The sequence below is a fragment of the Halobacillus sp. BAB-2008 genome (assembly GCF_000328325.1).
In the GTDB taxonomy this organism is placed as follows: domain Bacteria; phylum Bacillota; class Bacilli; order Bacillales; family Halobacillaceae; genus Halobacillus.
Genome location: NZ_ANPF01000051.1, coordinates 68,775 through 88,065, shown reverse-complemented (window position 1 = coordinate 88,065; position 19,291 = coordinate 68,775). Strand labels below are relative to the sequence as shown.

Genomic DNA, 19,291 nt, shown 5'->3' with positions numbered 1-19,291 from the left:
CTTTTTTATGATCCTTTTATTGTTGCCATATAAGTGCGAGCCCGTTCATCCTGCAGCCAGCATTCGACTGCGTGGGTGGTACTAAGCTCGGTGTGAACCGGCTGGACTCTGCCGCATACTTCCATCGCTGCCGGACAGCGGGCCGTGAACGGGCACCCTTCCGGTGGAGCGAAAAGATCCGGCGGAGTGCCTTCGATCGGAATCAATTTCTCTCCTTTTTGATCGAGACGCGGGACCGAGTGCAGCAAGCCTTTCGTATAAGGATGATTCGGTGTATAGAATATTTCCCGCCTCGTCCCCGTCTCAACGACCTTCCCGGCATACATGACCGCGATCCTGTCGGCGATTTTCGCAACGACACCGAGATCATGGGTGATCAAAATGATCGACACTCCCGTCTCCTTCTGAATCTTGCGGAACAGCTGAAGAATCTGGGCCTGGATCGTCACATCGAGTGCCGTCGTCGGCTCATCCGCAATCAACAGCTCCGGTTCACAGATCAGTGCCATGGCAATGACGATCCGCTGTCTCATCCCACCGCTGAATTGGTGGGGATACTGCTTCATCCGCTCATCCGGGTTCGGAATACCGACAAGGTTGAGCATGGAAACGGCCTGTGCCTTCGCTTCTTTATTCGATATCTTTCTGTGCTGCTTCAATCCTTCCGTCAATTGATCTCCAACCGTGAGCGTGGGGTTCAGCGCTGTCATCGGATCCTGGAAGATCATCGATATGTCGACCCCGCGGATGCTGCGGATCTGCTTCTGGGACAGCTTCGTCATGTCCTGTCCCTTGAACAAAATCGACCCCTGTTTGATCCATCCCGGAGGTTCCGGAATGAGCCGCATAATGCTGTTTGCCGTGACACTCTTGCCGCAGCCGGATTCGCCGACGATCGCGAGCGTCTCCCCCTGATACAATTCTAAATTCACGCCTCGAACCGCCTGCACTTCACCACCGAATGTGGTGAAGGAGACGTGGAGGTCGCGGATGTCCAATATCTTCTCCATCTTCTACCTCCTAAGTCTTGGATCGAGGGCGTCCTGCAGCCCGTCTCCGAGTACGTTAAACGCGAACATCGTTGCAGATATGAAGAACGCCGGGAAGAACAGGCGCCACCAGTCTCCGGAAAGAATGACTCCCAGCGCGTCGTTCGCCATCATTCCCCAGCTCGCGTACGGCGACTGAATGCCGAGTCCGAGGAAGCTGAGAAAGGCTTCCGCGAAGATCGCGGATGGAACTGTCAGCGTCATCTGTACGATGATCGGACCCATCGTGTTCGGAAGCAGGTTCTTCCGGATGATCCGCTTCGTCTTCGCTCCGAACGACTGGGATGCCATGACAAATTCATTGTGTTTCAACTGCAGGACCTGTCCGCGGACAATCCTCGCCATCCCTACCCAGCCGGTGACGGTGAGTGCGATGATGATGGTCAAAAGACTTGGACCCATCACGACGAGCAGCAGGATAACGACAAGCAGATAAGGAAGACCGTAGAGGATTTCAATGATCCGCATCATCACGTTATCCGTGCGGCCGCCCTTATACCCGGAAATCCCTCCGTAGGCGACGCCGATGAAGAAATCGATCAGGGCCGCCATGAGACCGACGAATAAGGAAATTCTCGCCCCGTACCATGTACGAGTGAAGACGTCCCGGCCGAGTTCATCCGTGCCGAACCAGTGGCTCGCAGAAGGCGCCTGGTTTTGGTTGGCCAGCTGCGTCTCCGACACGCTGTGCGGGGAAATCCATGGACCGATCACCGCCATGATGCCGAGCAGCACAAGGAAAACGAGTCCGAACATGGCAAGCTTGTTCTGTCTGAGTCTCCGCCAGGCATCGGCCCAGTAGGACAGAGACGGCCGGACGACCGATTCTGCCTCTTCCAAGTCCTTCTCCTTCGGACGGAACCATTCATCGGGGATCGATGAGTGGTGGTTGTTTGTGTGTTCTTTCTCTAAAGCCGGCATTCCGTCATCGGCCCCCTTCTTTATGTAATTTGATTCGAGGATCGAGTATTCCGTAGGCGATGTCTACAAGGAACAGCATGAAAACGAGAAATGCGCTGTAGAAGACCGTCGTTCCCATGATGACTGGATAATCCCGCTGGTTGATTCCTTCGACGAAATATTTGCCCATCCCCGGGATGGCAAAGATCTTCTCGATGACGAACGTCCCGGTTAAGATACCGGCAAGCAGCGTCCCGAGTATGGTTACAACGGGCATGAGCGCATTCCTTAACGCATGCTTCACGACGACTTTGAAAGGCGACAATCCTTTTGCCCTGGCCGTCTTAATATAATCCTGCGTCAGCGTCTCCAGCATGCTCGATCTGGTCAAACGGGCGATAATTGCCATCGGACCGGTCGCAAGTGCAATGATCGGAAGAATCATGTGCTGGGGCGAACTCCACGTCGCCGCAGGCAGAAGTCCTGCATTGACCGCCAGCTGCTGGATCAGGAAGGTCGCAAGTACGAAGTTTGGAATGGAGATCCCAAGAACGGCGAGTGTCATCGCCAAGTAATCAATGACGCCGTTATGTTTAAGCGCGGCCAGCACACCGAGGACGATTCCGGATACGACGGCAATCAATATCGTCCATATCCCGAGCTCTGCAGAAATCGGAAAACCTCTGCTCAGCAGCGAGTTCACCGAATCATTCGGCTGCTTGATCGATGGACCGAAATCAAGCGTCACGATCGATTTCAAATAGAGAACATACTGGACGGCAAGTGGTTCATCGAGGTGGTAGAACTCCTCCAGGTTCTGCTGGACGGCTGCATTCGTCGTCCGCTCTTCGTTAAGTGGAGACCCCGGAATGGCATTCATCAGGAAAAACGTGAGCGTGGCGATGATGAACACCGTCACGACCATATAGGCGAAGCGTTTCAAAATATAGGTAAACACAGCTGTCCCCTCCTAGCTTGATGTGGCCCGCATAGCGAGGTCTGTCATGACGAGCATCGCCTGATAGGCTTCCTTGATATCCCGGGCTTGAAAGTGGACGGTCGTCGAATCGGATGCCAGAACGGCCCCCGGCATCATGGCCGCCCACTCGGCTTGTCCATAATTCATGAATTCAATGGCGAGCGCCGGACTTTCCGACGCTCGTAAAGGTGGAACGTTGGATCGGTTATGTATCGCTTCTTTCGTTTTCTGCTGCAGCAGTTCTCCCGCTTTTCTCGGAGTAAGGCTCTTGACGGCTGCCCGTGTGATCGTTTCTTTGACAGCTGCCGTCGTCACGTTCGGCAGGAGGTCTTCCGCTTCCATCGCAGCCTGGTCATCCCCTGCGACCATCAGGACAGGCACACCGTAGTGACCTGCCATGTAGGCATTGAAGCCGAGTTCCCCCACCGCCCTCTCGTCCACGTAAAAGTTACGGACCCCGAAGGTCATGGAGTGGGACAGTACCCCTTTCATGGCTGCGCGTGCATGGTAGCCGATGAACATCGCTCCGTCGAAGCTCTCATCGAGCCCTTCGACCATCGAGTAAGGTTTCGCTCCTCCCGTAATTAAGAGAACATCCGGATGCAGGTCATCGATGAGCAGATTATTCATTTTGGAATGGCTGTCATTGACGAGAATTTCCGTGGCTCCGTTTTCATAGGCCGTATGTAGGACGTAATTGACTTCTTCCGTCATTATTTTTCTTGCCCGTTCGTAATTGTGCTTCGACGAATCGACGAACGTGTGATCTGGAATACCCGTGATCCCTTCCATATCAACGGAAAGGTATAACTTCATCCCGACTCCCCCTTTTTTGTCAATTTTTATAATTTTCAATTAATTTAACAATAATTCCACATATTTGCAAGAGTACAAATACTTAGGATAAGTGGATGAGCCTGTAATACAAGGCTTTTGCCTATGTCATTTTTTTCTAAAATAAAGAAAGTTTTAACCTTAGACAGGAAAGGTAAATAGTACCAAGGGATTAAATAAAGGAGTGGTAGTCCATGAGTAATCCTGCTGGTTTTTGGGTGAGGGTCGGGGCGAGACTTCTGGATGGGTTGATTCTGTTCCTTGTCATCAGTCTGGTCTCCTGGCTCATCTATGGCAGCTTCACCTCCACGGATGAGTATCGTCCGACCAACGTCATCGGTCTGCTTTATTGGGTTCTGGTTCCGACAATATGGTCGGGATACACGATTGGAAAGCGAATCACAGGCGGCATGCGGGTAGTGAAAGCAGATGGCAGCGAAGTCTCGCTCGGCACCATGCTGTTGAGGGAAGTGGTAGCAGGACTCGTGTATGTCGTGACCTTGGGCATCGCCCTGATTGTCAGTGCTTTCATGGTCGGGATGAGGGACGATAAGCGAGCTGTTCATGATTTCATCGCCGGCACGTATGTGACGTACGACGCACCGCAGGGAGCCTCTGCGAAAAATACAGCAGAAGTAGAGGTGTAGGAAGAAGCAGCCGACCTCTCTTCCTCCAAAAAAAAGAAGGTGGAACCAGATTGCTGGGCCCACCTTCTTCTTTTTATCTTATGTATAAAATTTCATATGGGGCATCGCCGCTTTATAATACGCGAGCCGCTTTTCGAGCGTACCGGTGTGGAGTTCGAACTTATGCCCGTCGGGATCTGTGAAATAGATCGAGCTGCCGTCCCGTGTGTCCCTCGGCCTGCCGCTTAGTATGGGGACACCGAGTTCAAGAAGCTCCTCATATGCGGACTCCACTTCCTCTTCTGCAATCGTAAACGCGATATGGGTATAGGACTGATGAATCTCTTCCCGCGGAATATCCTTTTCCTCATTCAAAGCAAGCCACATTCCGTTCAAATCCAAATAAGCCGTCGTCCTCCCCTTCACGAGTAACTTCGCTTGGAAAACCTCCCGGTAAAAAGTGATCGAGCGGTCCAAATCGGCGACAGAAAACAAATAATGATTGACCGGTCCTATGTTCATAAGCGCTCTCCTCCTGTTTTGGAACGCTTCAACGTCTGCAGCAAGTGATAAAGCAGCGAATAAAAAACTATGACGACGATGGAAGCTTTCACGTTCTCCTCCCATAGAATCGAATCTCCAGCCATGTAATCATAAATAGAAAGCATACTCCACAAGACAAGGAAACAGAATAAGTAACTGAATGTTCGTGCAAAACTCATAAAAAACGATCCTCCCTTCCTTCATTATAGAGGAAGAACGGGAAGTCTCGTCAAGGTTTCATAGAAAAACCCCCATGCAGCGAGCCGCACAGGGGATTCGGTTTATTTCTCTACCTTGTTTCCTTCATAAATATTCAAATCCATCGGTGCAGTCAGCAGTTCCTTCGCTTTTTTGACGAAGTTCTGCAGATGGGAGGATTTATTGTGCTCCTCCATAGCGGCGGCATCTTTCCAAATTTCAATCATCTGATAGACGTTTTCTTTTTCTGTGTCTTTCATGAGATTATAGGACACGTTGCCTTCTTCTTCACGGGAACCTTCCATAAGCGCTCTTGTCGCCTCCAGGAATTCCGGTTTTTCTGTGGATCCACCTCAAGGGTTGCATGAATGATGTACATGGGATCTCCTCCTTTTCACAACTATCAAGACTCCTCCACGAAGGAAGGATTTATAGAAAACTATACGCCTCCTGCCCACGGGAAATCAAAAGATTTGTTTATGGAGTCAGAGTCAACGTTTCCCCTTCGTAATCGGTCATACTCGTCTTATGGTATCCGCCTTCCACCCAATCCATCATCTGGTCGTGGTACCAGTCGCTCCGAAAGTGACCCGACTGACCGGGACCAACGACGTGGTAGGCTTCTGTTGGATCTTCCATATCGATGACAAACCGCCACGAGGCACCATGATTGACGATCCCGTCATCGTTGAACCCTGCAGCCCTGACCGTTACGCGGCTTCCGCTGACAGGCTCCGGGTCGCCGGGGTTCAGGAAGCGTTCGAGAAAGCCGATGCTGGAAAGCGGATGCGTGAATTCAACCGCGTGCCCGTCCCCCCACGTCCAGGCGGAAGGATCCTCCCCATACATTTCCGTCAGTTCCGTGACCGTCTTTCGGAACGACGACTCCAATACTTCTTCCACCCCGCCGGCCTTTTCCATCCAAAGGGACTCTTCCCCATCCTGGACCATGCGAAGCAGTTCGTCCGTTGTCTGCGCAGATCCGCCGAACAGTCCACGCATGTCTTTTGAAATATCCTTATACAACACGTCCTGCATCGTTAACATCCAATGGTGAAAAATGAGCGGCTGAGCAAGTCCGGCATCGTCTTCCAAATTCCAGTCCTTCATGAGGGCGAGGCTCTCTTGTTCGATGTCGTTCCAATCCCCATTCATCGTTTCCGTCATATAGCCGAGGAACTCTTCCGCCTGCAGGTTCTTCACATCCATCTGCATCGCCTGAAAATCCTCCGGCGTCATATCATCCTCCGCCTGAATCATTTCAGCGATCCGCTCATATCGATAAGGCTGTGCCCAGTTGTGACTGATATGATAGGGATAATCGTCGTTTGTAATTTTGTTATTGGCTGTCGCAATAAAGCCCTCTTCCGGATTGACAGAAGTCGGCAGCTCGTCGAAAGGAATGAATCCTTTCCACTCCGTTTCCTTCTTCCAACCCGGGAGCGGCAGCAGCGCGTCATCCGGATTTTCATAGATCGGAATGCGGCCGTTCGCTTTATAGGCGATCGTTCCATCTTTATCGGCAAACACGAAATTTTGAGCAGGGGCGAGGAACTTCTCCAACCCTTTTTCAAAAGAAGACCAATCATCCGCCCGGTTGATCTCCATGACCGCTTCCAGCTCCGTTGTCGGATCGAGCGCCGTCCACCTCAGGGAAAGCACCTCATCCTTGCCCGTCTCTTCGGCAAATTCGCTGATGACCGGTCCGTGACGCGTTTCGAGCACCTCTAATTCGACCGTGTCTCCATCTTTGACCTCAATCGGTTCAGCGATCACCTCCGCCTGCTCCCACTCCCCTTCGAATTCGAACTGCGTAGGATCGTCCGGATTACGCTTTTCTGCGTAAAGCTGCTGCACGTCAGGACCGACGTTGGTTACCCCCCATGCGATATCTGCATTATGACCGAGGATGACCCCCGGCACTCCCGCGAAAATAACGCCCGAAACCTGGTAATCAGGAGCCTCCAGCTGCATCTGGTACCAAATCGATGGTGTGGCGATCCCAAGATGCGGATCGTCCGCAAGCATCGGTGCGCCCGATTCCGTCCGCTCCCCGCTCACGACCCAGTTGTTGCTGCCATTGAACGGCTCCGGAATGACTGCCTGTGCAAAGCTATCTTCCATATCCACTGCTGTCAGGACGGTCGGCGCATCTTCCGGGTAGGATGAAAACAGCTCGTACGCCTCTTCTTCATCGAAGTTCTGCAGAAGATAGGCATGGAACGCCTGCCGCTCCCAGTGCCCGCCTAAATCAAAGGCCATATACTTGCCGATCGTGATGGAATCAAGCGGTGTCCAAGGCTCCGGTTCTATGCCCATCATTGCAAATTCCGGCGGGAGCGGCTCTTCTTCCATAAACGTATTGACCCCATCTGCAAAAGCCTGCAGATCACGGATCGTCTCCTCTGAATAGACCTCCAGCGACTTTTCTGCCGCCCGGCGCAGACCCAGTGTCCGGAAATAACGATCCTGATCCACCGTCGCTTCCCCGACGACTTCGCTCAACCTTCCCGATGCCTGCCTGCGAGCAAGCTCCATTTGAAACAGGCGGTCCTGAGCCTGCACGTACCCTTGGGCCCGGAATAGATCCGCTGTATTCTCCGCTTTTATATGAGGAATCCCGTCCGCATCCCTTGTGATGGTCACCTGTCCCTCCAAACCGTCCAGCTGCTTTTCCCCGCTGACCTGCGGCAGGCTGCGGTTTATGTAAACGTTTACAAAAATAAGCGCCGAAACGACTAATAAAACGATAACCCCCGCGGTCCACAGCGTCACCTTCTTCCATCTTTTCCTGCGTGGTTGATGGTCGTCCCATTTCCTTACCGTCTCCACTGCACTCATCCCCCTTTTCTCCTATTATACCTTACTTGTTCCGGAAGAATGCGAGAACTTATGATTACTAGATTGACCATTCGGGTAAACTACACCCATATGCTCGACTTGGAGGTGCTTATGATTATGGAAAAAATAAATATCAGCAATACTTCTATGGAAGCAAGCCGAATCGGTCTTGGAACATGGGCGATCGGCGGCTGGATGTGGGGTGGTACCGACGAGAAACAGTCTATTGATACCATCCATAAAGCGCTGGATCATGGGATTAACTTCATTGATACAGCTCCTGCATACGGCTTCGGTCATTCCGAGGAACTCGTAGGAAAAGCCGTCAAAGAATATGGAAACAGGGAGGATATTCTCCTCGCTACGAAAGTCGGCATCGAATGGAAAGAGGACCAGGCGTTCCGTAACGCCAGCAAAGAACGGATCCATCAGGAAGTGGAGGATTCCCTCCGCCGTCTGCAAACCGATTATATCGATGTTTACCAAGTGCACTGGCCGGATCCTATGACACCGATCCACGAGACGGCCGAAGCGCTTAATTATTTATATAAACAAGGAAAAATCCGCGCCATCGGGGTAAGCAACTTTTCTCCAGAGCAGATGGATACGTTCCGGGAAGCGGCTCCCCTGCATACCCTGCAGCCGCCGTACAACCTGTTCGAGAGGGACATTGAATCTAAAACGCTCCCTTACGTTCAGGAACATGACCTGACATCCATAACCTACGGATCACTGTGCCGCGGACTTCTCTCCGGTAAAATGACCGCTGACAGGGAGTTCAAAGGCGATGACCTCCGTAACAACGATCCGAAATTCCAGCAGCCGCGCTTCAAACAATATCTGGATGCCGTGCACGAACTGGACCAATTGGCGAAGGATCGTTTCGGCAAGAACGTCCTTCATCTCGCTCTCCGCTGGGTACTCGACCAGCCCGGATCCGGCATCGCCCTCATGGGAGGACGGAGACCGGACCAACTGGACCCTGTTCAGGAAGTGAGCCATTTTGAAATCGATCAGGAGACGCTGCAGGACATCGATGAGATTCTGCTGAAACATGTCAAAGACCCCGTCGGACCGGAGTTTATGGCCCCACCTGATCGTCAGGAACTTGGTATGAAATAAAGGACAGAAGTCGGGCTCCTCTGAGACCCGGCTTTTTTAAATGAACCGTTGCTGAAACCGAACCGTTTGTTTATCGTAAAGTAAATGTACGAAAGAAAATTTAGGAGGAAATGAACGATGGATGTATTGATTTGGGTAATTATCATCGCGTGTTTCATCGCGAGCTTTGCAAGCATTATTTTTCCGATCATTCCCGGACCGCTCGTCTTGTGGATCGGATTTCTCGCTTACTATTTCTTTTTGAACGGAGGAGCCTTATCGATCTTCTTCTGGATCGGCATGGTCATCTTGACCGTTCTGTTGATTGTTTCTGATATCATCGCCAACAGCTACTTCGTCAAGAAATACGGAGGCAGCAAATGGGGAGAACGGGCGGCAGCTGTCGGTGTCATTGTCGGTTCTTTCATCATCCCCCCGTTCGGCATCCTGATTGTGCCGTTCCTGGCCGTCATTGTCGTAGAGCTCATCCAGAAAAGAGCTGCAGAGGAGGCATTCAAGGCGGCCGTCGGCTCTCTATTCGGGTTCCTAGGCGGCACCGTGGCGAAAATCGTAATTCAAGTCATCATGATTGTATGGTTCTTCCTGGAAATATAAGCACACCCTCCAGAAGCCACCTCCTGCACGATTTCCTAAAAGTGATTAGAGGCAGGGTCATACCAGCACTGAAATCATATTTTCCACCCATTGGTTAAGAACTAAAGGGGATATTATTCATAAAATACTTTGAAAAGGAGAATACCTATGGTTGCAAAAGACAAAGCGGATTTCGTTGGATTGAAAGTAATTGGGGAAATATGCGGGACCATTCGAGATGAGTTGGTCCATAGGACAGAACCTGGAATCACTACAAAAGAACTGGACGAAATTGCAAGAGAGATGTTCGAAAAAGCAGGAGCTCAATCCGCCCCTAAAGGAGAATACAATTTCCCGGGATATACATGCATTAGCATCAATGAAGAAGTAGCGCACGGGATTCCAAAGAGAAAACGGATCATTCAAGAAGGGGACATAGTAAATATAGATGTTTCAGGTTCAAAAAACGGATATTTTGCAGATACTGGAGTATCTTTCGTCGTAGGGGAAGGAGAAGCAATTTTACAGAAAATATGTGACGTAGCTAAAGAAGCTTTCGAAGCCGGAATAAAGAAAGCACAGCCGGGTTCTAAGAAAAGTGCAATCGGAAAAGCTTCACACGATGTAGCTAAGCATCACGGCTTCACAGTCATTAAAAACCTTACCGGACACGGTGTTGGGCGTTCGATTCATGAAGAACCGAAACACATTTTCAACTATGATACCCCATGGGATGATGAAATGTTAGTAGAAGGTATGGTCATTGCCTTTGAACCTATGATCTCTACATTCGAAGAGGAAGTCTTCCAATCAGTAGATGGATGGACACTCCTAACTAACGAAAGCTTTGTCGCTCAATATGAACATACGGTCATTCTTACCGAGGAAGGGCCGATTATTACCACATTGTAAGAACAATAACTGATGCGATAAGCCTAATCCCTGGTATTCGAAGAGGATTAGGTTTTTTGTATTCATTATCTCTATAGCTGGGGAGGCTCACCGGTCTGCCCGTAGAAAGCGCTCGATTCCCCGGATCCCGCCCTCTCCTTATGAAAAGCACTTCTTCAACAAGCTGAAAGAAACGGGTCTATGCAGACCCGTTTCTTTTCTTATTCCTCTTCTTTTGTTCTTTTTATCTATTTCCCCATCCCTTTCAGAAAGGCTAGGAGCATCGTGATGCTGCGGTTGATTTCCGGATCTTTCAGCACTTTGGCAAGGTCGAGGATCGACGTTTTTTCTTTGTATCCTTCCCCCTCCATCTGTTCAATCCCGTTATTTAACCGGGAAGAAAGGTCGCGCAGGCCGGATACGTTCAAATCTCCAAGCAGAAAGATGAGCTCTGGGATGTTGTTCAGTAAAGGTTCATACTGGTCTTTATCAATTTCCTTCACCACATTGGCAAGCGCCTCGTCTTTCGCCTTCAAGAAGGCCGTCGCTGTATCCAGTGTCCCTTCCTCATCAAGCGTCCGGAGCAGGCGGATGCCTTTCAGGATGGCATCCTTATTGTCAGCGACCGCTTCCCTGACTTCCTGAACATCTTTTTCGATCTGCGTATCCCGGGATATTTCCATCCGCTTAATATTCGTGATCGCCTTCGCCATTCATCGTTCCCCCTGACTGCCCGGGAATACATAATCTTCCCGCTGCCATTTTTTCTTCACCTGTACACTGATCTGTGGTACTGGATCGCCTCTTCGGTGATTGTTGGAAGGAATCGGTGATTTCCCTTTCTTCTTCAGCACTTTCATTTTGACCGCTATCTCCTTATATGCCGGGGTATTGCTGTCCTTGTCGACACGGTTGTCCGTCAAATAATTGACCGCTGATTTCCCGTTATCATTCAAAGGCAGGAAGATTTCCTTGCCGCGGACGCGGTCGGTAACGGTGACGACCCCGGTCGCTTCCCCCGCCTCCGATATCAGCTTCACTTCCGCTCCTTCTTCAATACCACGCTCTTTTGCAAGTTCCGGAGAGATTTCGATGAAGGCGTTCGGTGTCTTGCGCCGGATACCCTCTGACTTATAGGTCATATTCCCTTCGTGGAAATGTTCCAACAGGCGGCCGTTGTTGACGTGAAGGTCGTACTGCTCATCCGTGTCGTACATCAATTCATACGAGAGAGGATACAGCTTCGCCTTCTTATCGTCGAATGGAAAACCGTCGAGGAACAAGACAGGCTGATCACTTCCGTCTTCGGCTACCGGCCACTGCAGCGACTGATACCCTTCGAGGCGATCATAGCTTACGCCCGCAAACAACGGGGCAAGTCCTGCCGCTTCTGCCATGATTTCTCCCGGGTGACTATAATTCCAGTCATAGCCGAGCCGCTTGGCAATCAGCTGGATGATCTGCCAGTCCGGCTTCGTTCCTTCCAGCGGATCAAAGCTGTTGTAGAGCCTCTGGATTCTCCGTTCGGTATTCGTAAACGTCCCTTCCTTCTCCAGACTCGGGGAAGCAGGAAGAACAACATCGGCATATTCTGCCGTTTTCGTCAGGAATAGGTCCTGTACGATGAAGAGGTCAAGCTTCTCAAAGGCACTTGTGACATAATTGATGTTCGCATCGACGACGCCGGTATCTTCTCCCATGACATACATGGCAGATAAGTCCCCTGCATGGATCGACTCGATCATTTCATGGTTGTCCATCCCCGGGTCCTTCGGAATAGAGACGCCCCATGCTTTCTCATATCTGGCCCTTGCTTCGTCGTCTGTTGTCTTCTCGTACCCCGGGAAGAAGTCAGGCATACTGCCGAAATCACTGCATCCTTGGACATTGTTATGCCCGCGCAGCGGATAAGCGCCAACGCCGGGACGTCCATAGTTCCCTGTAATAAGAAGCAGGTTACTGATTGCCGTACTCGTGTCACTTCCGAGCATATGCTGCGTCACACCCATTGCCCAGCATATGACGACAGATTCTGATTCAGCGATCTCCTTAGCGACATCTTTGAGCTCGGATACTGGAATACCGGTCAAGTCACTGGCATATGCAAGCGTAAACGGCTCCAGGCTCTCCCGATACTCCTCAAACCCGTTCACCCACTGATCCAGAAACTTTTCGTCCTGCCAGCCCTGATCGAGAATATACTTCGTCACGGCGGAAAGCCAGACAAGATCCGTTCCCGCTTTCGGACGGTAAAAGCGGTCCGCCCGTTTCGCCATTTCATGCTTACGGAGATCGAAGACGAAAAGCTTCTGGTCGAAAAGCTTCTGGGAACGCTTGATACGGGAAGCGAGCACCGGGTGGGATTCTGCCGTGTTCGAACCGATAGTAATGACGAGCTTACTTTTCGCTATATCATCGATGGATCCTGAATCGCCGCCGTAGCCGACCGTCCGGAACAAGCCTTTCGTCGCCGGTGCCTGACAGTAGCGGGAACAGTTATCGACGTTATTCGTCCCGATGACCTGGCGTGCCAGTTTCTGCATCAAGTACGATTCTTCATTGGTCGCTTTGGACGAGGAAATGAATGCGAGGTGATCGGCCCCTTTTTCCGCTTTGATCTTCTCCATCCGGTCCCCGATGAAGTCGATCGCTTCTTCCCATTCCACTTCCTCGAATTGATCGCCGCGACGGACCAGCGGCTTGGTCAGACGCTCATCACTGTTGACATAGTCCCAGCCGAACTTCCCTTTGACACAGGAGGAAATTCCGTTTGCCGGAGACTGGGCGTTCGGTTCCACTTTAAGAATCTGGCGGCCCTTCGTCCATACGTCAAACGAGCAGCCTACCCCGCAGTACGTACAGACGGTCTTCGTCTTGTCGATCCGGTCCTCACGCATCGCTGCTTCCGAATCGGATACGGCAAAGAGCGGACCGTACCCCGTCTCCACTTTCTTCGTAAGCTGGATCATCGACTTCAGAATGCCGGGCTCGGTATCCGTAAGAAAACCGGCTTCGCCCTCCATGCCCTTCTCCATCATTGCGTTACACGGACAAACAGTCGAACACTGTCCACAGTTGACGCAGGAAGACTGATCGATCGGAACATCATTATCCCAGATGACGCGTGGTTCTTTCCTGTCCCAGTCGATGGTAAGGGTTTCATTGACCTGGACATCCTGGCAGACTTCTACACATCGTCCGCACAAGATACACTGATCCGGATCATACCGGTAAAAGGAACCAGATTCATCCTTCTCATAGCTCGTCGGCTGAAACGGCCGCGACTGGTGCTCCAGTCCGAAATCCGCCATCGTGTTGTGAATCTCACAAGAGCCGTTATTATAGTCACACACCGTGCAGTAAAGCTCATGCTTCTCAAGAATCCGGTCCAGCGATTCCTTCTGGGCTTTATGTACGTGAGGTAGTTTCGTCTGGACTTTCATACCTGCCTTGACTTCTGTACCGCAGGCACGCGTAAGCTCGCCGTTCACCTGGACGATACACGTATCACACGTCTGGATAGGTCCGAGGGATTCGTTGTAGCAGATCTGCGGCACCTGTTCCCCTGTCGTATTGATCAAATCCAGTAAATTTTGTTCCGGGTCTGCTAAATATTCTGTTCCGTTGATGGTCACCACTGTGTGCTCATTCAACCGAAACGCCTCCTTTCGATGATTCTTTGATTCGACTCGGGTGTGTATAAACGTTCATCCGCCTTCCACGGACGAAGCCGACGGCCGTTATATGGAGGTCCTCGGCCAGCTGGAGAGCGAGGTCCGTCGGTGCCGATTTGGACAAAAGGAAACCAATCCTCATCTTCGACACCTTCAATAACACTTCCGAAGATATCCGCCCGCTGAACAGGACGGCGAGTCCCCTGTGTTCCATTCGCTCCATCAGGAGGTACCCGTAAAGTTTGTCGAGGGCGTTATGCCGTCCGATGTCCGTGTACGCCTTCACGATCTTCCCGTCTTTCGCAATGGCTGCCTGATGCACGCCGCCGGTCTCGCGGAACGTCTCTGCTTCCCTATGGAAAGCATCCATCATGCGAAAACAGGTGTCCGGCGTATAAGCGGTATCATCGACCGCCGTCCTCGCCGTAGCAGCATCATTCTTGAAATAGAACGCCCGGCTCTTGCCGCAGCAGGAACCGATCCACCTTTTCTGGCCTTCCCCGCTGACGGCGATCGGTCGATGTGTTTCTACGTAGGCGATACCGCGGTCCATGTCGATCGTAAGCTTTTTGATCTCGTCTGCTTTCCGGATGAGCCCTTCCGATGCGAGAAAACCGGTGACAAGGACTTCCAAATCGAGCGGTGTACACACCATCGTCGCGAATTCGTTGCCGTTAATAAAGATGGTCAATGGATATTCCACCGCCACGATATCTGACTTTCTGTCTGCTTCTTCTCCTTCATAACGGTCGATCGTCCACGGTGTCGTCTCCATTCGGATTCCTCCAATTACCAAAGTCTACCTCTATATATTCCCATTATTTCGACAAAACAAACGCCCGCCACCGTTCTGGTGACAGGCGTGCTGACTGCATTCTTCTATCCCGTTATTTCGCTGATTCCCTTCCCATTTCCTGCTTCGCCGGCACTCTTTTTTTATACTGGAAAAGCAAATAAAGCACGACTGCTCCAATCATACCGATCAAACCGCCGCTGAAGCCGACCAGCCTCTCATGGAAATGATCGATGAGCACACCCGAAATGAACATGACGAGGCCGATTTGGACATTCGTCCAGGATTCAATGCGGCCGAACACCCGGCCTTCTTCTCCGGCAGGTGTCGATTTCATAATGTAACTGTCCACCACCGCACCGGCTGCTCCACCAATAAAGGAAACAAAGAAAAATGCAGCTGCGAGCAGCGGGAACGATGTCATTTGACTGGCGGCCGACTGTCCGGCTCCTTCCATAAAAAGCAGCAAAAACGCATAGGTCAATAAATGCTCTCCCTTCAACCTCCTGGTCACATAAAAGCTGATCATCATCCCGGCTCCGAGTGAGCCGTACAGCAGACCGACCCCCAGTTCTCCAAGGCTGAATAGCCGCTCGCCATAAACGGTAATCATAAGATTGAACACACCGTCCATCGCTGCTCCTATCAAAAGGAACGCCACCGCGAAACCGATTCCGCCTTTCCACCGGAACTTCGGAGGAGAAGCTTTTGTGACAGAGACCTTGCGCTTATCCTTCAGCGGCAGCAGGAATAATGCAGCGCCAAGAAACGATGCCGCATTAAGAAGGAAGGCGAGCGAGCCGCCGAATAAGTAGCTGACGATCCCACCGGTGATCGAACCGCCGATCAAAACGATACCAAGAAGCGCCTGCTCCCGACCGTTGACCTCAAGGATATCCTTCTTCTCCACGATTTGTGCAATCATACTTTTTCGCACCGGCTGATAAAACGCCTCTCCGCTTGCAAGGACGACCATTCCGACAAACAGGATCCATACGTCCGCTTCTGATCGGACAAACAGAAAGGATAGAGCAAACGGGAGACGGCACAAATCGGTAAGAATCAACAGACGCTTCTTGCTCCATCGATCCGCCAGCCGTCCCGCAAACGGCGAAAGAAGCAGATAAGGGAGGACGCGGATCCCCAAGGCTGCCCCCACCGCCATTCCCGATCCCGTCAGCTGCAAGAGAAGCGTCAGTACAGCCACCTGGCTGAAACGATCCCCGACGCCGTTTACAATTCCAGCGTAAAATAAATATCGATATGGATGATTTTTCATTTCCCTCCCCCTTATTAGACGAATATCTAATTAGATATTCAAAAGAAAACCGCCCTTCCAGGAGCGGCTGCATCCGGTCTCACCCAATATGATCGGGAACGACCACCGGCCACATAGCTTCCGGATTGCGTTCATACTTCCCGTTTTCCCTGTACACGAACTGCTGCATGACCCACTCCCTTCTCAGCGTTGCGGGATCATCGAAGAAGGTGCGGATATACGCATTGATATCCTTCTCCTCATACACTTCGCCTTGTTTTAATCCCTTTACGAAATAGCTGAGAACGACATTTTTCTTCTTCAACTGACTAGGCAGGTGCTTCAGCTTTCCATCTATCGTGATGAAACTGCGGATAATCTTTCTTTGGTCGGAGTCATCGACATGAAGTTCCTGCGCCTTCCATCCGCTGTCGTCCCCAATCCGAAGAATCGCTGTCGACATCATCTTCAGCCGTTCCTCATCCAAATGGAAGTACACCGTATTTTTATCGCGCCTGGCATACACCATCCCCGTATCCTTCAGCTTCTTCAAATGATGGGTGATCGTCGGCGGCTTTAAACCGAGCTTTCCTGCGATCGCCTGCCCGTGCAGCGGCCCCTGCCTTAGCATAGCGATGATCCTGAGCCTCGTCGGGTCACCGACCGCCTTGTGGAAATGAACCATTTTATCCAGCTGCATCCCTTTTCCCCCTCAACTAATTTAATGTGTATCTAATTAGATGATAATTAAATTAGGTCGTTAGGTCAATGTTTTCTTTCATAAAAATGGTATAATAGAAAAGAAGTATCCGAGTTTAGGATAAACAAAAGTCATGGTACTGGAAAGAAAGGTTGATCGTTGTTGGCTACTATAAAGAAAAAAAGAATACTTCGAGAAGTAAGATTCCTCGTTATGATCACGATCGGTGCGATGATCGCAGCCGCGGGTCTTGAATTCTTCCTCGTCCCGAACGACATTCTCGACGGAGGGGTCATCGGCCTTTCCATCATCGCTTCGGAACTTACCGGCTGGACGATGAGTATCTTCCTCATTCTCTTGAACCTGCCATTCCTATACATAGGCTACAGGAAAATCGGGATGAAGTTCACGATGCATACCCTCTACGGAGTCGTCGTACTCTCGTTAAGCACTGCTTACCTTCACCATTTTGAACCGGTGACAGATGATCTGTTCCTGGCAACGGTGATCGGGGCCGTCATTCTCGGCACAGGGGTCGGGCTCGTCATCCGAACAGGAGGAGCACTCGATGGTACAGAAATCATCGCCATCCTCGTCAGTAAGAAACGGCCGGTTTCCGTCGGCCAGTTCATCATGGTCGTCAACGTATTCATTTTCATACTGGCCGCGCTGCTCGTATTCAGCTGGGAAACGGCCATGTACTCGATCATTACGTATTATATTGCTTATAAGATGATCGACATTGTCGTGGAAGGGCTGGAAGAATGGAAATCGGTCACCATCATTTCCGAGAAACCAGAAGAGATCGCCGACTCCCTTCTCGACCAGCTCGGCCGCGGGATGACATACATTCAAGGAGAAGGGGTTTTCTCAAAAGAACCGAAGAAAATCATCTATACCATTGTTTCGCGGATCGAACTTTCTACGGTGCGCTCGGTGGTCGATGAAATCGATCCGAACGCCCTCGTCGCCATTGAAAACACGACAGACGTACGCGGGTCCAACTTCGACACCGGCTCTCCCCACTAAAACCAATCGGCGCAACATAGGCAGTAAAACAAAAAGAACTTCCAAATGGAAGTTCTTTTTTTGTTTATTTATGCACTTTTCGGAGCTGGTCTTCCGCCATCCTGCCGAGGACGGGCAGATGGTAGCGCCCTCCCTGATAAGCCTTGTACATAAGAAACAGCCAAAGGATGAAGGAAACCGGCGCGATCAGGATGCTTACAAGCAGGCCGAGGACGGGAACGAAATTCAGCACGATGGTCAGAAGGAAAATCCCTCCGAAGACGAAAATCGACTGGACAGCGTGGAAGCGGATCGTCTCGTTCTCTTTCTCGATGAGCAATAGGACAGTGCCTGTGATAAAACCAAGCAGATAAGCTAACAGACTGCCGACATTCTCCTGCAACCCTGTGGATGACCGCCGCGGACTCATTTCCTTCGGCCCTGGAGCCATTTCGACCACTCCTTCTTCCATAATAAGAGCATAGGATGTAAAAAGTTTTCTGATTATTCTGTAATTTTATTATACGAAGGATGTCGAAACCCGTCAACAAAAATCGAAAAATAACTACTTACTATCCAGCACGGCGGGAACAAGAAGGAGTGCACGGAAGAGATCGGGATCCGGAGAATAGAGCACTTTCCGTGAGTCGTGCCATTTCCCGGAGTCCGCTCGCTCTTGCCCCCATCCCCTCTTCATTAAAGCTCCGGCCTTTTAGAAGTCATAGTCCTCTTCCCTCTTCTCCAGCATCTGCTTGTACGTATCGGCAAGCAGCTTCGTATCTTCGACGAGACGCTCGATCCGAAATAGAACGTCATCATTCACGATCGCTTTCCCTCGGAAGTCCTCTTCGACGAGAAAAACGAACGTCTGGACGATCTGTGCTTTCATATAGGACAGGATCGGTTTCAGCTGCTGCTCTGCAATCAAATAGTGCTTGGATGAGCCTGCCGTGACGACAATGCTTACGACTTTATCAAGGAAAGCATTGACCGGAAGCATGTCGAAGACGTTCTTCAGCGCACCGGGAATGGATGCTTGGAATATCGGCGTGCCGATGATCACAGCATCGGCTTCCATGATCGTTTTTGTCACGTATCCGGCATCCCCTTCGTATTCCAAGTAGTTGCGTCCATCGCTGTATGGAATGTCATACTCAGCCAGATCAAGCAGCTCAAAGCTGGTATCCGGATATTTTTGTTTCCACTCTTGCTCTACCTGTCCCAGCGCGGTTCTTGTTTTCGAACCGACGACGGAACCGGAGATCGCTACCGTTTTCATCCCTGTATTCCTCCTTGTTTCTT

Annotated in this window: 19 protein-coding genes and 1 pseudogene; 5 read left to right on the top strand and 15 right to left on the bottom strand. The window is 50.9% G+C overall.

Annotation, left to right across the window (positions count from 1 at the left end):
- Nucleotides 1-5: 5 nt before the first annotated feature.
- Genes D479_RS12285 through D479_RS12270 form a run of 4 tightly spaced genes read right to left on the bottom strand, consistent with a single transcriptional unit; the run spans nt 6 to nt 3,744 of the window.
- Complete coding sequence (locus D479_RS12285; RefSeq protein ID WP_008637503.1) at nt 6-1,010, bottom strand: ABC transporter ATP-binding protein; 1,005 nt, start codon at nt 1,008-1,010, stop codon at nt 6-8.
- Between the two features lie 3 nt (nt 1,011-1,013).
- The gene (locus tag D479_RS12280) at nt 1,014-1,970 is read right to left on the bottom strand and encodes an ABC transporter permease (RefSeq protein ID WP_008637502.1); all 957 of its coding nucleotides are present in this window, start codon (nt 1,968-1,970) and stop codon (nt 1,014-1,016) included.
- A gap of 4 nt (nt 1,971-1,974) precedes the next feature.
- Nucleotides 1,975-2,907, bottom strand: a complete 933-nt coding sequence (locus D479_RS12275) for an ABC transporter permease (protein ID WP_008637501.1) — start codon at nt 2,905-2,907, stop codon at nt 1,975-1,977.
- 12 nt (nt 2,908-2,919) lie between these two features.
- Nucleotides 2,920-3,744, bottom strand: coding sequence for a M55 family metallopeptidase (locus D479_RS12270; protein ID WP_008637499.1), 825 nt, complete (start codon nt 3,742-3,744; stop codon nt 2,920-2,922).
- A gap of 212 nt (nt 3,745-3,956) precedes the next feature.
- Between D479_RS12270 and D479_RS12265 the strand changes: the two genes are divergently transcribed.
- On the top strand, nt 3,957-4,409 hold the full coding sequence (locus tag D479_RS12265; RefSeq protein WP_008637497.1) for an RDD family protein: 453 nt from the start codon (nt 3,957-3,959) through the stop codon (nt 4,407-4,409).
- Between the two features lie 78 nt (nt 4,410-4,487).
- Here the strand turns inward: D479_RS12265 and fosB are convergent, their stop codons facing one another.
- From fosB to D479_RS12245, 4 genes and pseudogenes are all read right to left on the bottom strand, one after another.
- Entirely contained in the window at nt 4,488-4,910 is a 423-nt protein-coding gene (gene fosB / locus D479_RS12260; protein ID WP_008637495.1) for a metallothiol transferase FosB, read from the bottom strand.
- On the bottom strand, nt 4,907-5,110 hold the full coding sequence (locus D479_RS12255; RefSeq protein WP_008637494.1) for a hypothetical protein: 204 nt from the start codon (nt 5,108-5,110) through the stop codon (nt 4,907-4,909). The genes fosB and D479_RS12255 overlap by 4 nt, the downstream gene beginning before the upstream one ends.
- Before the next feature lie 102 nt (nt 5,111-5,212).
- Nucleotides 5,213-5,508 (bottom strand): annotated as a pseudogene (locus D479_RS12250) (putative quinol monooxygenase).
- A gap of 98 nt (nt 5,509-5,606) precedes the next feature.
- Nucleotides 5,607-7,970 carry a penicillin acylase family protein gene (locus D479_RS12245; protein ID WP_008637484.1) on the bottom strand — a complete coding sequence of 788 codons (2,364 nt, stop codon included), beginning with the start codon at nt 7,968-7,970 and terminating at the stop codon, nt 5,607-5,609.
- A gap of 117 nt (nt 7,971-8,087) precedes the next feature.
- On the opposite strand from D479_RS12245, the gene D479_RS12240 reads away from it, so the two are divergent.
- From D479_RS12240 to map, 3 genes are all read left to right on the top strand, one after another.
- On the top strand, nt 8,088-9,092 hold the full coding sequence (locus D479_RS12240) for an aldo/keto reductase (protein WP_008637481.1): 1,005 nt from the start codon (nt 8,088-8,090) through the stop codon (nt 9,090-9,092).
- 117 nt (nt 9,093-9,209) lie between these two features.
- Nucleotides 9,210-9,686 (top strand): DUF456 domain-containing protein, encoded by a 477-nt coding sequence (locus D479_RS12235; protein WP_008637477.1) that lies wholly within the window; start codon nt 9,210-9,212, stop codon nt 9,684-9,686.
- A gap of 147 nt (nt 9,687-9,833) precedes the next feature.
- Entirely contained in the window at nt 9,834-10,577 is a 744-nt protein-coding gene (gene map / locus D479_RS12230) for a type I methionyl aminopeptidase (RefSeq protein ID WP_008637475.1), read from the top strand.
- A gap of 227 nt (nt 10,578-10,804) precedes the next feature.
- On the opposite strand, the gene D479_RS12225 is transcribed toward map, so the two are convergent.
- From D479_RS12225 to D479_RS12205, 5 genes are all read right to left on the bottom strand, one after another.
- Nucleotides 10,805-11,269 (bottom strand): DUF1641 domain-containing protein, encoded by a 465-nt coding sequence (locus D479_RS12225; protein WP_008637472.1) that lies wholly within the window; start codon nt 11,267-11,269, stop codon nt 10,805-10,807.
- Nucleotides 11,270-14,209 carry a formate dehydrogenase subunit alpha gene (gene fdhF, locus D479_RS12220; RefSeq protein ID WP_008637467.1) on the bottom strand — a complete coding sequence of 980 codons (2,940 nt, stop codon included), beginning with the start codon at nt 14,207-14,209 and terminating at the stop codon, nt 11,270-11,272.
- Nucleotides 14,202-15,005, bottom strand: a complete 804-nt coding sequence (gene fdhD / locus D479_RS12215) for a formate dehydrogenase accessory sulfurtransferase FdhD (protein ID WP_008637463.1) — start codon at nt 15,003-15,005, stop codon at nt 14,202-14,204. Before fdhD ends, fdhF begins: the two co-directional genes overlap by 8 nt.
- A 112-nt stretch (nt 15,006-15,117) precedes the next feature.
- Complete coding sequence (locus D479_RS12210; protein ID WP_008637461.1) at nt 15,118-16,302, bottom strand: MFS transporter; 1,185 nt, start codon at nt 16,300-16,302, stop codon at nt 15,118-15,120.
- Nucleotides 16,303-16,381: 79 nt separating this feature from the next.
- On the bottom strand, nt 16,382-16,981 hold the full coding sequence (locus tag D479_RS12205; RefSeq protein ID WP_008637459.1) for a metalloregulator ArsR/SmtB family transcription factor: 600 nt from the start codon (nt 16,979-16,981) through the stop codon (nt 16,382-16,384).
- Between the two features lie 162 nt (nt 16,982-17,143).
- On the opposite strand from D479_RS12205, the gene D479_RS12200 reads away from it, so the two are divergent.
- Entirely contained in the window at nt 17,144-18,010 is an 867-nt protein-coding gene (locus tag D479_RS12200; RefSeq protein ID WP_039871419.1) for a YitT family protein, read from the top strand.
- Nucleotides 18,011-18,074: 64 nt separating this feature from the next.
- Here D479_RS12200 and D479_RS12195 read toward each other — a convergent pair whose 3' ends face one another.
- On the bottom strand, nt 18,075-18,440 hold the full coding sequence (locus D479_RS12195; RefSeq protein WP_008637454.1) for a hypothetical protein: 366 nt from the start codon (nt 18,438-18,440) through the stop codon (nt 18,075-18,077).
- 261 nt (nt 18,441-18,701) lie between these two features.
- A complete protein-coding gene (locus D479_RS12190; protein WP_008637453.1) occupies nt 18,702-19,268 on the bottom strand; it encodes an NADPH-dependent FMN reductase in 567 nt (188 codons plus the stop codon).
- Nucleotides 19,269-19,291: the final 23 nt, after the last annotated feature.

Coding starts and splice junctions, on each gene's coding strand:
- D479_RS12245 (WP_008637484.1), bottom strand. CDS start 7,970: ATGAGTGCAGTGGAGACGGTAAGGAAATGGGACGACCATCAACCACGC.
- fdhD (WP_008637463.1), bottom strand. CDS start 15,005: ATGGAGACGACACCGTGGACGATCGACCGTTATGAAGGAGAAGAAGCA.
- D479_RS12225 (WP_008637472.1), bottom strand. CDS start 11,269: ATGGCGAAGGCGATCACGAATATTAAGCGGATGGAAATATCCCGGGAT.
- D479_RS12190 (WP_008637453.1), bottom strand. CDS start 19,268: ATGAAAACGGTAGCGATCTCCGGTTCCGTCGTCGGTTCGAAAACAAGA.
- D479_RS12265 (WP_008637497.1), top strand. CDS start 3,957: ATGAGTAATCCTGCTGGTTTTTGGGTGAGGGTCGGGGCGAGACTTCTG.
- map (WP_008637475.1), top strand. CDS start 9,834: ATGGTTGCAAAAGACAAAGCGGATTTCGTTGGATTGAAAGTAATTGGG.
- D479_RS12210 (WP_008637461.1), bottom strand. CDS start 16,302: ATGAAAAATCATCCATATCGATATTTATTTTACGCTGGAATTGTAAAC.
- D479_RS12285 (WP_008637503.1), bottom strand. CDS start 1,010: ATGGAGAAGATATTGGACATCCGCGACCTCCACGTCTCCTTCACCACA.
- D479_RS12255 (WP_008637494.1), bottom strand. CDS start 5,110: ATGAGTTTTGCACGAACATTCAGTTACTTATTCTGTTTCCTTGTCTTG.
- fosB (WP_008637495.1), bottom strand. CDS start 4,910: ATGAACATAGGACCGGTCAATCATTATTTGTTTTCTGTCGCCGATTTG.
- D479_RS12205 (WP_008637459.1), bottom strand. CDS start 16,981: ATGCAGCTGGATAAAATGGTTCATTTCCACAAGGCGGTCGGTGACCCG.
- D479_RS12235 (WP_008637477.1), top strand. CDS start 9,210: ATGGATGTATTGATTTGGGTAATTATCATCGCGTGTTTCATCGCGAGC.
- D479_RS12195 (WP_008637454.1), bottom strand. CDS start 18,440: ATGGCTCCAGGGCCGAAGGAAATGAGTCCGCGGCGGTCATCCACAGGG.
- D479_RS12240 (WP_008637481.1), top strand. CDS start 8,088: ATGGAAAAAATAAATATCAGCAATACTTCTATGGAAGCAAGCCGAATC.
- D479_RS12280 (WP_008637502.1), bottom strand. CDS start 1,970: ATGCCGGCTTTAGAGAAAGAACACACAAACAACCACCACTCATCGATC.
- D479_RS12270 (WP_008637499.1), bottom strand. CDS start 3,744: ATGAAGTTATACCTTTCCGTTGATATGGAAGGGATCACGGGTATTCCA.